Source organism: Paenibacillus sp. G2S3 (assembly GCF_030123105.1).
In the GTDB taxonomy this organism is placed as follows: domain Bacteria; phylum Bacillota; class Bacilli; order Paenibacillales; family Paenibacillaceae; genus Paenibacillus_AQ.
Map to the genome: position 1 here is coordinate 5,486,794 of NZ_CP126095.1, position 12,374 is coordinate 5,499,167.

Consider the following 12,374-nt stretch of genomic DNA (forward strand, 5'->3'; position numbering starts at 1 on the left):
CTTAGATTATTGGAAAATAACAGAGTTAGCTTTATTCGTATCAATCACTTTATTACCATTGGTCTGATAATCTTGTACAAACTGTTCTGGTGTCTTAGCTCCCATGTAAAGCGCCTGTAGATCAGGGTACAAAACTTCTCTTAATTGGCTATATCCTGGCACGTTGCCCGTGAAGTTAAACAGATATTTTGAGTTGGCATCATAAGCAGCAAAGAGAGGATTCTCCGACTTCAGTTGTTCGGCCACGGAGCTTCTCACAGGAATACCGTTCTTAGAGGATTTCACTAATTCAGGATCACTTGAAAAGAACTTCACGAAATCTTTAGCGACTTCAGTCTTCTTCGCATCTTTAGACTTGAATACACTAGCACCTACTACATAAGTAAAGGATAGGGGATCTCCGCTTTCGGACGGAATATTAGCAAGACGCATATCAAACTTTGGAGACGTGCCGGATTCCATATTTGCTTTTGTTCCATTGAACAAGATTGGATTGGTGAAACTGATCGCTAGCTGCTGATTCTGGAACATAGCATTGGCATCATTGGAAGATACAGATTCTGCACCTGGATTTGTATATCCACCGTCATATAATTTTTTCAACCATGTAGCTGCTTTAACTCCATTCGCATCATTCAGAACAATGTTCCCTTGATCATCGAAGAACTTATTGCCGAACATTCTTAAGTATGCAAGGTTCCATGTATCTCCTTGGTTATTCACAGCATACAGTGCCATTGGATAGGCATTAGAATATTTGTCCTTCGGAAGATTATTTTTCAGACCATCCAGAATTTGTTGATATTCATCCAAGTTCCAAGTCTTAATTTCGGACTCTCCACCAATGAATTTTTCTAAACCAGCCGCTTTAAACATGTCTGCGTTGTAGACCAAAGTGCCTGGATTGTGCTGGAATGGGTAGAAGTACACATCTTTTCCGAATGTTACTGCATCCCAGTAATTTTGTGCGATATCACTTTTTGCGTCCTCATCGATGATGTCGGTCAAAGGCTCCAAAGCTCCACGATGAACATAATCGCCCATTGGGAATACGCTTTCAAAGAAGACATTCGGTGGAGTTCCTCCGCTCAAGTTAACATTGAGGAGTTGGTCGCGCTGATCTCCGGCAATAACTTCGACCTGAATGTCAGCATCATATTTATCATATTGTGCCTTGAATTTCTCAGCAGCAGCCTTAAGGAAGCTATCATAGTCAGCACCGCTTTCCGTTGCATCCACAACACCCTTCCACTGAGGGGTCAGCCATACTTTAATCGCCACTTTTTCCTTGCCTGATTTAGCAGTATTATCGGATGTATTAGAGCTTGCTGCGTTGTTACCAGAGCATCCTGAAATCAGTGAAATAATTACCATTAATGCAATCATTGTTGAGAGTAAACGTTTCTTCTTCATTTTAAATCCTCCCCTATTTTAAAATCCGTTTGACGTGATCTTGTACTAAATCAGCCATGTTCCGATGTCCTTGTATATCAAGATGCATGTAATCTATTTCATTCATCGATACATATTCTCTGGAATCAATAAAGTGGATATCTGTCCCCGAAAGCAACGCCGCAAGATGCTGAGAGAGCTCCAATGATTTCTCGCTACAATTACTTCCCATTGGCTTACCAATCGGAGTATGAATATACTCTGCCCCAATGGGAGGAGGAGCGATCACAAGCACTTCTGGCGCTTTTCCCGATGGTCCTGTCCCGCTACCTCTAGCTTTAAGAGCGAGTCTAACAATACCTTGTGCTATGTTATAAGAAGTTAGTGCAAATCTTTCTTTCGTATCATTCGTCCCAAGCATGATCACTACCAAATCAAGTGGTGCATGTGACATTAGGCATGGATAGAGATAAGCTATTCCGGCTAACCCTTCAAATAGCGGATCGTCACTAACACTGGTTCTACCAGGAAGCCCTTCCTCTATGACCCGGTAAGTGTTGCACAGTTCTGATTGTAGAAGTCCGGTCCAACGTATTTCATCATTAAACCTTTGGTCCGTCTCTGCGTCGTAGCCCCAAGTATTGGAATCACCAAAGCATACGATGGTTCTCTTCATTGCATTAACCACAATATTTTTCGATCGCTTGATCAATCAATTTCATAATATCTGCGATTGGACCAGCATCTTCAGCGGCTACCCCTTCAAGCGGTGCTCTTACACTACCAATGTTTACGCCTCTTAATCTCAGAACCTCTTTAATTTCCGCATACATAGAACCCTTGAGGGAACAAAGCGCGATGATGATATCGTTGATATCACTTTGAAGTTGTCCTGCTTCCTCAAACTTGCTGGCAAGTACAAATGTATTAGCTTGCAAGAACAGCTCCGGCATAACTGCATAAGTACCACCAATGCCAGCATCGGCTCCCATGATTCTTCCCGCAACATACTGTTCATCCGGTCCATTAAAGACCACTACATCTTTTCCACCCACTCTTTTGAAGCGTTCAATATCCATAGGTGGCATAGAAGAATTCTTAACGCCGATAACTTTTTTATTAGTAAGCAGTTTCTCGAATAAAGCTGGAGTTAGTGTATATCCCGTAGTCTGAGGAATGTTGTAGATAATGAACGGTAGAGGAGTTGCCTCCATAATATCGCTCCAGTATTTAGTTACTGCACTATCAGGTAATTTGAAATATATAGGTGGGATTGCGGATAGTGCATCATATCCTAAGCTCGCCGCATGTTTTGCTAATTCGATACTATCTCTAGTGGAAGGGGCTCCTACATGAGCAATCAGTGTCATTTTACCTTTCAGGTTACTAGCTACATAGCTGAGTACCGCTTTGCGTTCGTCCAGACTCTGGTAGATACATTCTCCAGAACTACCTCCCACATAAACACCTTGAACTCCTTTTTCAAATAAGTAATCACATAAGGCATGTGTCCGGGATTCGGAAATATTTCCTTGATCGTCATAGCAAGCATAGAAGGCAGGTATAATTCCGTGGAACTTGTTGAGTGTCATTGATAATCCCCCTTAAGATGTGAACGGTTTCTTTTCTACATCTTCAAGATATCACTTAAATTAGATTCTGTAAATTATTTTCTCTATTTTTTTAAAAATAAAATTTATTTCCACCAGAAGAACAATCATACTAGAAAAATAGTTTCATTTAAGTGAACGCCCATAAAATAAGACCTTATTTTCCATTTAAAAATAGAATATCGTACGATATATGCAGTTCTAGTTATGATCAGAGAAACACTATCTACAGCCTTAAAGTCATCCGTCTGGTTGGTAATTACTGAAAATCCTTTACGGTTCTTAAGGGCAGTAGATTATCGTTTTAAATCTAATATGATTGTCTCCTACAAGGAGACACTTTTCTCCTTAGGAAGCACAAACCCTAATTAACACACAATGTTCACTAATAAACTGTGTTTTCAGGGTGGACATATCTTTAAAAAACTAATTTCTATGTTATAATGAAAACGTAACCAAAACAATATAAAATACATTGTTTCTTCGCCAAAGGAGGCTGGAGGAAATGCTAGCAGGTCTTAAGGAACTTAAAAATTGGGTAACGGAAAATTGGAATCCAACGATGAATTCAGGGAATGAGGATTATCAAAAAATGGAATATTCCGTGCAACGTCATTTGCACACTCCAAGATCCCCAAAACCACTCACCTATGAAGAAGAAGCTCGTATCAAGACTGTTAAATTCCATTAATCTCACCACCTTTAGATACAGATTGACCCTATAATAGAATCTTGTCCTAAGGCCGCAGATCCGGAAGTCATTCCAGTAGAGCGGTCTTTTTATTATGCCTTGAAATTATGTAACGAAAAACCTTTTCCATATTGACTCGATTTCTTGAATCAAATACATACCAAAAAACCTCCCTCTCCATGACGGCATCCCATCACTTCGAAAGAGGCTTCCTAGTATCATTTTATCTTATACAGACATTTCTCCTTTCTTCTGCAAGTCCGAAAGCTTGACCGCCTGACCTGCGTTCAATCTCGAATGTTCCGACGCGAATGCGATCAAATGACTCTGCAGGGATGCCGTCGCCGAGGTCAAGCCTTGCGATGGATTGCTGTCGAATTGACGCACATTCCGCAGGAATGAGCTTACCATACGGTCATCGCCGCCTCCATGACCATCGCCTTCCACATTGCAGCCAATCTCAACCTTCTCGCCCGATACATAGCGGTACAGCGTGAAGGATCCCTTGTCCATATCCCCGATGATCTCGCCTTGTGTTCCCATAATTTGAACCCGACGCGTGCCGCTCTGTGTCAGCCCTGACATGATAAACGATGCATTCGCTCCGTTCTCGAACTCCATGTTGACCACCTGGTGATCCACGACATTATTATCGCAGCGATACACGCAGCGACCCCACGGTCCTTCCTTCAGCGCCTTCAAGATTCCCTCTTGCGACAAATCATTCGTCATATAGCGTGCCCAAGGGTGTTCCGGGGGCTGAATATATATTTTCAGCGCCGAGAAGGCGCATTCCTTCTCAACCTCACAGCCGTTGATACAGCGATCCGCGGAGCCTTCCGGAGCGTTCTCCGCCCTGAAATGCAGTAATGATCCGTACGAGCTCACGCTTGTACATGGTTGATTCATAAGCCATGAGATGAGATCCAGATCATGGCAAGATTTGGCCAGGATCATGGGACTCGTCTCCTCCGAATTGCGCCAATTCCCACGGACATAACTGTGTGTCATATGCAGGTAGCCCACATTTTCGGTTAATTGAATCGTACCTATCGTTCCGAGTTCACCGTCTTCGATGCATTTTTTGATCCCAGACCAGAACGGGGAATATCGCAGGACATGGGTTACGACGAGCAATCTCTTATACCGAAGCGAAGCTTGCTCCAATTCGATGCATTCTTCCATGGAAGGAGACATCGGCTTCTCTAGCATGACATGATAGCCTAGCTCCATCGCTTTCATCGCTGGTATATAATGCATCCGATCGAGCGTAGCAATTATCATCACGTCCGCCATTTGACCCTGATCGAATACTTTCTCCCAAGAATCGTAGACAAGCTCTGGGGCAATTCTATGAATCTCTGCAAATCGATTTCTACGTTCATCATCCGGCTCAGCTACGGCAACAATCTTTAATTCATTCGGGAACTTCTCCGCGTAAGGCCCATAAATATATCTTCCTCGACTGCCAGCGCCAAGTAATACAGCTGTTAATGTTCTCAAGACTACTCCTCCTCTTGCGCACCTAGTGTACTTCCATTGTAAGGCGGTAGAAACGGAGGCAAAAGAGATCGTTACTGACATTTCATATACATTTATTGACCTTGATTCTGTATATGGGTCCTTGTCATACGGAAATCTTGCGGAGTTGTTTCGTTCTGCTTCTTGAAGAAGCGAATAAAGGCAAGCGCTGAGTTGTACCCCAGAGCAGCAGCAATTTCATTCACTTTCATCGATGTGTTGAGCAGCATATCTTTGGCGATCAGATTACGATAGTCGTTCACATATTTAGATAACCCCATTCCAGTGATTTGCTTATAAAGTCGGGACAAATACGATGGATTCAAGCTCACGTAATCGGCCAGCGCATTTAAGGAAATATCAGTGGAAATATGTTCTTCAATATATCGATGTACCTTATTCACGACTTCTGTCGGTAATTGCGTACCCCGCAGCGCATTCCACTCGAAGAAGCAATCCGCCATTTGCGAGAAGTATTGAATCAGCTCCGACCATGATGCGGAATCTCCATAGCGATATAACTTATCCAGATCCATCAGCGTATTGATGTAATCCCGAATTTCCCGATTCTTATGGATATAGAACAGAAAAATAGCTGAAAGCGAATGATACAGTTCGATCTTCCGCCCATTTGGCGAATCCTCATCATTCCAAATGGACGTTAGTTCGGCATACAGCTTGTTGAATTGCTCCCGATGATTATTCTCGAGACAAGACATCAGCAATTGAACACGGGCGTGATAGAAGGCATCGTGGTAGTTCCCGTTCACATCACCGTTCACTTCTCTTTGAATGTCTTTATCGGTCAATATGACCTCATTAAATAATCCATGTCCTTGTACCAGGCCGTATTTGATCGAGTGAAACCGATCAGATATGTTATCCCATGTCGTTGCTTCACCTCCAAGGAGGAAAGAAACCGATAGACTCAGCAATTGCTTGCAATTTCCCTGTACAGTCTCCAGAATACCGCTCGTATAACGATGAGCTCTGAGCCAATCCTGATCCCCGTATTCGATAGACGATCCATCCGGGATTTTCGGTTGAATCATCCAGACGATTTTGGATAACTCGAATACAACGGAATAGCATCTGACCTGCATGGACAAATACTCATCGCAAATGTTCTGTACGGCGTAAGTCAATAACGCTTTATCCGGCGTCGTGAACATTTCTTTCCATGCGTCTACCCTGCCTATGAGCAAGTAAACCGGCAATGTCGCATCAAGCCGGATATCGATTTCTTTGAACGCCTGCTTTAATTGGCTATCCGATACATGCTTGCCTTGAAAGAGCTCCCACACATACTCTTTTTGCAGGGAGGGCAATGCCAGTCTCATTTTGGATTGTGCTCTAGCGATCATCTGTTCTTGGTTATTTTCTTCTTCAATTTTCTCAATCGCCCGTTCTACGGACTGAATAATTTTCTCATCACTTTCGACCTTCAGAATATAATCGAACCCACCGTACGTAATTGCGCTCTTAGCATAATGAAAATCATTGTATCCTGTTAAGAAAATAACTTTGCAGGCCGGCCACTGGGATTTGATTTCCCGAAGCAGCTCAATCCCTTCCAGTCCAGGCATCTTAATGTCGGAAATCACGATATCAATACGATGATGAGACAGTACCTCCAGTGCTTCTTCACCTGAATACGCCTTCATAACCTCGAGTTGTAAATGATCGGTCTCATTGAATAGCTCCAGAAGACCATCGACAATAATGGGAAGGTCATCGACGATTAGCAGTCGGTACATACTGATTCCTCCTCTAGTTCGCGCTCAGATTGATTCTTACTTGAAGTCCACCAAGAGCAGAACGTGACACTGTAATGCCATATTCCTCACCGTACCGCAGCTGTATTCTGCGATGCACATTTATGATTCCGGTTGTTTCCTCCATCCGAGTGGTGGATTGACGCAGTCGCTTCTGAAGCTGTGCGATCTCCGCATCGGAGATGCTTCGGCCATTATCTTCGACATAGATGGAGAATACATCGCCCACCCGCTCACAATGAACCCATAGCTCACCCTGCTGAATCATATTACCCAAGGCATGCTTATAAGCATTTTCGATGATCGGCTGCAGAATCAGCCTCGGCACGAAGAGATCGGGAACATCACCTTCGAACTTGACTTGAATACGGTCTCCGTAACATATGGTTTGCATGTCTACATACGTACGAGAATGATTGACCTCCAGCCCCAGCGGAATATCATCCTCGTCATCGCGAGTAATGAACTGAAAATATTGTCCGATGTACAGGCAGAATTGATAAGCCTTTTCCTTCTGATTCTCGGATTTAATTAACCGGCACAATACAAAAAAACAATTATATAAAAAATGAGGATTAATTTGCGATTGCAATCGTTTCAGTTCGGAACGCTGGTTCCTGATTTGCTGCTCGTAATTTTCCTCGATTAGTGTTTTCAAGGATCGGATCGTATTATTAAAAGCTTGGTACAAATACCCGAACTCATCGGCTCCACGATCGATCACGATCGGTTCCAGCCTATTCTGCTGAACGCGCCGAAAGGAATGCACAAGCTTCATTAATGGGCGATAGATAAATCGTAATAGAAAGTAGGAGAAGAACACGACAATACCCACAGCTAGCGCGCAAGCCCACCAGAACAATGTTCGATAGATCTCAAGAGAACCCAAGATCGTCTCTTCGGGAATGCACATAATCGAATAGGAATTCCAGAGACTGGAGTATTTATATACTGTAAGAAACCGCTTACCATTATACATAATCGTTTCGTATCCTTCGTCTTTTTGCAATTCCCGCTTATCCGCAGCGAAGGATTTCATTTGTTCCAGCAGTTCCGGATCCATGTTACTCTCGATCTCCCAACCACGTTCCAGATTGAGCAATACGCTCTGTCCACCACGCGAGCTGCCGATTTGAGATAACGTTTCTCTGATTTTGGTAGTCGATAATTCAACCGCAACGATATAAATCGGATTTTTAACGGTGTTAATGGGGTATTGCATGGAAATAAATAATCGATCGTTCCAGTAAATGAAAGGTTCTTCGTATAATCTCTTGTTTTGCTGCATAGAAGCATATTCCTGCTTATTCATCGAAGTTTCAAATTTATTGCTAAGAATCGTTCGGTCGATAAGAGGGATATACGCCCTTGCTTCTTGAATAAATGGACTTGAGTTCTTCATCAATTCAAGCCGTCTTTGGATATCTAATATTTTTTGCGCACGATCGTAATAACTCATGTAATTGCCTGTAGTTGCAATTTCCATCAAGTCTTTGTCCATCACATAGTTCGGCAAATAACGGCTGATCCGGTCTGCTTCCTTGTCGAGTGAATCCAGATAAAAGCGAGTCGTATTTAGAATAGACTCGGAAATTTCACTCCGAATATTGTCCGAACCCTTCTCATTAATCAACCAGGTAATCGCCATGAGCGGAAACAAGGCTGCCAGAAAGGCAGCCATTATTTTCTGGAATATAGAGGAATCTTTAATCAAGAATCGGATTTTCATCGTTTGTTCTCCTGCAATGCAATGTCTTAGTTTGAGTGCCCTATTTTATTCTTTGACACTCCCCATCACAATTCCTTTAATGAAGAACCGCTGCAAGAACGGATACACGATTAGAATCGGAAATGCTGCTACGAAAATTTGAGCGGCTCTGCTCGTACGATCGGACAATTTGAGCATTAATTCTGCCCTCTCAGGTTTAATAAAGCGGAAATCCATTTTGATAATGATCGTCTGCAGGAAGGTCTGCAGCGGATAATTCTCGGGATGATTCATGTAAATCATACCGTCAAACCAGCTATTCCAATGCCCCACCATGGTGAAAAGACCTGTCGTTGCCAATGCCGGCAACGATAGCGGCACATATATTTTCCATAAGGTAGTAAATTGACCCGCTCCATCGAGTAGCGAAGATTCCTCAAGTTCTTTGGGCAGACTGCGATAGAAATTCAGCAGAAGAATAACGTTGAACACCGTGACCGCTCCTGGCAGCACCAAAGCCCAGATGGTATCAAGCATCCCAAGGTTCTTCACGGTTAAATAGTTTGGAATAAGCCCGCCACTGAATAAAATCGTGAATACGAAGAACCATGAATAGTAGGTCCGCAGCCGAAATTGGCGAGAATCTTTGGATAATGGATAGGCCGTGATAATTGTAAGGAACATGCTGATTGTCGTTCCCATAAGGACCCGCTGAATCGATACCCAGAATGCGCGTAAATATTCAGGTTTTCCAAATACGTTAGCATAAGCAGCCGTTGTGAATTCAACTGGCCACAGGATGACTTTTCCGGCGGATGCTGCCTGCCCGGAGCTGAACGACAGCGCCAAAATATGAATAATAGGCATGAGGCATAACAAAGATACGGATGCCAGAAAAATGAAATTACATATCAAAAACAATTTCCTTCCGAATGATCTGTCAGTACGCACGATGTGTCTCCCTTCTGAATTACCGCTGATTGCATTAGAAAATGCGGTAATTCGCTACACGATAGGCTAAGATATAGGACATAGATACGAATACGAAAGAGATGACGGATTTCAGTAGTCCTACGGCCGTAGCGAAACCGAACTGTGCTTGCTCAATCCCCATACGATATACGAAGGTATCGATAATATCCGCGCTCTCATAGACCGGAGGACTGTATAGATTGAAGATTTGATCAAATCCGGCATTCAGTACATTCCCGATACTAAGCGTAAACATGAGAACGATAATAGGAAGCATCCCCGGCAGCGTCACATGTAACGTCTGCTTAAAGCGTCCTGCGCCGTCGATCTCCGCTGCCTCGTACAGTGACGGATTAATACCGGTAAGCGCAGCCAGATAGACAATCGTACCAAATCCGAACTCTTTCCATACATCCGATATGACCATGACATAAGGGAACCATTTATTGTCTCCCAGGAAAAAAACAGGGTTGATACCAAACAAGCCAAGCACTTGATTGAGAATACCGGAAGATGGAGACAATACATCGATTAGAATACCGCTTAACAAGACCCATGATAGAAAATGCGGCAAGTACACGAGCGTCTGGAAGGTCCGTTTGACCCATTCTTTCCGCAGCTCATTCAGCAGTATCGCTATGGTGACCGGAACGACCATGCCTGCTACAATTTTCATCACCGCAATGTATACTGTATTGAAGAATATCCGGCCGATATCGGGGTAATCCATCAGTAACTGAAAGTTTTTAAGACCAATAAATGGTGAGCCGAACAATCCTTTATTCGGTACGTATTTCTGAAAGGCCATCATAATGCCGGCCATCGGGATATAACTGAAGATGAGGACCAATACGATCCCAGGAACCAACATCAAGTGAAGCGGCCACTCCCTTTTCCATATACGCGTTAATACATTCATGCCATCCACCTCGCTATAGAACTAAAAATGAAGAACTAGGTTAAAGAAAAGAGAGGTCGTTTGTGTCCAACCCCTCGATTCTCCTGCTATCATTGTTTGTTAGTCGCGTACCATTCATTGACTTCTTTGGTCATTTCGTCGCCGCCAAGCTTTTTCCACTCTTCTACGAATTTATCGAATTCATCCACGGATACTTGATTCATCATAATCTTGAAGTATACTTCATCCCGCTTCTTCTTCAGGATTTCTTGTCGATCTGCCATGGTTGGAGTCGGTGCGCCGTAGAATTTGTTTTGTAGGTACTGTTTATTGTTCTGAATTTCAGGAACAAGTGAATATGCACCTTTTGGACCTGAGATCAGATATTCCCACCACATGTTGATATCGGTACCATCAACATACTTCATGGCACGCTCGTAACGAGTTTTTTGATCTTTCGTCTCCAAAATGCTCTCGTCTTTGTTCTCGATCGCTTTTGGCAATATTTCACCGTTATTATCCTTTTGTTTACCAACACGAAGCGGGCTTAGAAGCCAGTAGTTGTTCCCTTTCTCCTTCAGGTCTTTACCATACTCATACACTTTCTGTTCTGGCGTCGGATGATTATCCACGACAATCCAATGATTCAGCAATTTAATAACGCCTTCCGGATGCTTCGCTTGCTTGGAGATAACATAATATTCGTCAACACCCAAACCTATCTGCGATAGTGCAGGTTCGCTATCCACCGATGGAATCGGGAATACGCCCCACTCTTGTACGACTTTACCATCCTTTACTGCGCCTTTAGCGAGCTGAGCCGGTACCCAAGACTGGCCGTATACGATACCTGCGTTGTTGTTATAGAGGAGCTCTGCTGCTTTCTCCACATCTTTAACGACGAACTCAGGATCAATTAATCCTTTCTTGAACATTTCCTGCAGCGCCTTAAGTGCGTCTTTCACTTGAGGCTGAATGTCACTGTTGACCAAATTGCCATTTCCGTCTTCCATCCAAAGATTTTCATAAGCATGGTAACTATTCAAGAATGCTATTAGTCCTGTAACAGCTGTGGACTGGTTGTTAAATGGATCTTTGCTAATTACAATTCCATACGGTTTCCCAGTGCCGCCTGGATCTTTTGTTTTGAACGCTTCGGCGATCGTCAAGAGATCCGCCATCGTCTTCGGTTCCGGCAGGTTCAATTTCTTCAGCCAGTCCGTGCGTACATAGAGGAACTGATACTGGTACGGATTATAAGAACTTGGAATCCCCATGAGTTTACCGTCGAAAGTGGCGGTCTTCAGTTGCATTCCGCCATCCATCGACAAGAATTTCTTCGTCTCATCCGTCGCATTCTTGTCATATACGTCCGTGATATCCATAATCATATCCGCTTCGGTCAGCTCTTTCAGCTGTGTAGCATTAACCTTCATGAAGTCCGGAAGATCATTGGAGGCGATGGACATCTTCACTTTTTCCTTGAATTGAACGTCATCGGCGGACACCCATTTATTCGTGAGCTTCACGCCGATATCTTTCTCATACGCATCATAGACCGAGTTCTTCTCAAAGCTTTCGCCATCATCGAATTTGAGATACTGATCGCTTGCCGAAACTGTTGAAACTTCAATCACTTCATTTTTTTGTTCCACAGATTTCTCAGGCTGCTTCTCAGGCTGCTTCTCCCCTTCATTTGTGGTTTTGCCGCATGCCGTGATAGTTAAACTTAGGATCAATGCGACGATCAGAAGTATTCTACTTTTTTTCTTCATATTACCCCTCCACATTGTCTCAAAATAGGTCG

At 43.3% G+C, this 12,374-nt stretch carries 10 protein-coding genes; 1 reads left to right on the top strand and 9 read right to left on the bottom strand.

Going from position 1 to position 12,374, the window contains the following annotated elements; genetic code table 11:
• Positions 1 to 6: 6 nt before the first annotated feature.
• From QNH28_RS24105 to QNH28_RS24115, 3 genes are read right to left on the bottom strand one after another with little or no spacing between them, the layout of a single operon-like run.
• Entirely contained in the window at positions 7 to 1,413 is a 1,407-nt protein-coding gene (locus tag QNH28_RS24105; RefSeq protein WP_283908860.1) for an ABC transporter substrate-binding protein, read from the bottom strand.
• Positions 1,414 to 1,426: 13 nt separating this feature from the next.
• Positions 1,427 to 2,104, bottom strand: a complete 678-nt coding sequence (locus tag QNH28_RS24110; protein WP_283908861.1) for an SGNH/GDSL hydrolase family protein — start codon at positions 2,102 to 2,104, stop codon at positions 1,427 to 1,429.
• On the bottom strand, positions 2,073 to 2,984 hold the full coding sequence (locus QNH28_RS24115) for a dihydrodipicolinate synthase family protein (protein ID WP_283908862.1): 912 nt from the start codon (positions 2,982 to 2,984) through the stop codon (positions 2,073 to 2,075). Before QNH28_RS24115 ends, QNH28_RS24110 begins: the two co-directional genes overlap by 32 nt.
• A gap of 523 nt (positions 2,985 to 3,507) precedes the next feature.
• Here QNH28_RS24115 and QNH28_RS24120 point away from each other — a divergent pair.
• A complete protein-coding gene (locus tag QNH28_RS24120) occupies positions 3,508 to 3,693 on the top strand; it encodes a hypothetical protein (protein ID WP_042130754.1) in 186 nt (61 codons plus the stop codon).
• A gap of 228 nt (positions 3,694 to 3,921) precedes the next feature.
• Here QNH28_RS24120 and QNH28_RS24125 read toward each other — a convergent pair whose 3' ends face one another.
• The 6 genes from QNH28_RS24125 to QNH28_RS24150 all read right to left on the bottom strand — a co-directional run bounded on the left by QNH28_RS24125 (position 3,922) and on the right by QNH28_RS24150 (position 12,342).
• Positions 3,922 to 5,196: a Gfo/Idh/MocA family protein gene (locus tag QNH28_RS24125; protein WP_283908863.1), complete on the bottom strand. Its 1,275-nt coding sequence runs from the start codon at positions 5,194 to 5,196 to the stop codon at positions 3,922 to 3,924.
• 92 nt (positions 5,197 to 5,288) lie between these two features.
• A complete protein-coding gene (locus tag QNH28_RS24130; protein ID WP_283908864.1) occupies positions 5,289 to 6,971 on the bottom strand; it encodes a response regulator transcription factor in 1,683 nt (560 codons plus the stop codon).
• A 13-nt stretch (positions 6,972 to 6,984) separates the two neighbouring features.
• Positions 6,985 to 8,718 carry a sensor histidine kinase gene (locus QNH28_RS24135; protein ID WP_283908865.1) on the bottom strand — a complete coding sequence of 578 codons (1,734 nt, stop codon included), beginning with the start codon at positions 8,716 to 8,718 and terminating at the stop codon, positions 6,985 to 6,987.
• A 45-nt stretch (positions 8,719 to 8,763) separates the two neighbouring features.
• Positions 8,764 to 9,648 carry a carbohydrate ABC transporter permease gene (locus QNH28_RS24140; protein WP_283908866.1) on the bottom strand — a complete coding sequence of 295 codons (885 nt, stop codon included), beginning with the start codon at positions 9,646 to 9,648 and terminating at the stop codon, positions 8,764 to 8,766.
• A gap of 34 nt (positions 9,649 to 9,682) precedes the next feature.
• Positions 9,683 to 10,588, bottom strand: coding sequence for an ABC transporter permease (locus QNH28_RS24145; RefSeq protein WP_283908867.1), 906 nt, complete (start codon positions 10,586 to 10,588; stop codon positions 9,683 to 9,685).
• 89 nt (positions 10,589 to 10,677) lie between these two features.
• Positions 10,678 to 12,342 carry an extracellular solute-binding protein gene (locus tag QNH28_RS24150; RefSeq protein WP_283908868.1) on the bottom strand — a complete coding sequence of 555 codons (1,665 nt, stop codon included), beginning with the start codon at positions 12,340 to 12,342 and terminating at the stop codon, positions 10,678 to 10,680.
• Positions 12,343 to 12,374: the final 32 nt, after the last annotated feature.

What these genes read in the sequence shown, in the direction of transcription:
- QNH28_RS24105 (WP_283908860.1), bottom strand. Translation starts at nt 1,413, where the DNA reads ATGAAGAAGAAACGTTTACTCTCAACAATGATTGCATTAATGGTAATT.
- QNH28_RS24115 (WP_283908862.1), bottom strand. Translation starts at nt 2,984, where the DNA reads ATGACACTCAACAAGTTCCACGGAATTATACCTGCCTTCTATGCTTGC.
- QNH28_RS24120 (WP_042130754.1), top strand. Translation starts at nt 3,508, where the DNA reads ATGCTAGCAGGTCTTAAGGAACTTAAAAATTGGGTAACGGAAAATTGG.
- QNH28_RS24130 (WP_283908864.1), bottom strand. Translation starts at nt 6,971, where the DNA reads ATGTACCGACTGCTAATCGTCGATGACCTTCCCATTATTGTCGATGGT.
- QNH28_RS24135 (WP_283908865.1), bottom strand. Translation starts at nt 8,718, where the DNA reads ATGAAAATCCGATTCTTGATTAAAGATTCCTCTATATTCCAGAAAATA.
- QNH28_RS24145 (WP_283908867.1), bottom strand. Translation starts at nt 10,588, where the DNA reads ATGAATGTATTAACGCGTATATGGAAAAGGGAGTGGCCGCTTCACTTG.
- QNH28_RS24150 (WP_283908868.1), bottom strand. Translation starts at nt 12,342, where the DNA reads ATGAAGAAAAAAAGTAGAATACTTCTGATCGTCGCATTGATCCTAAGT.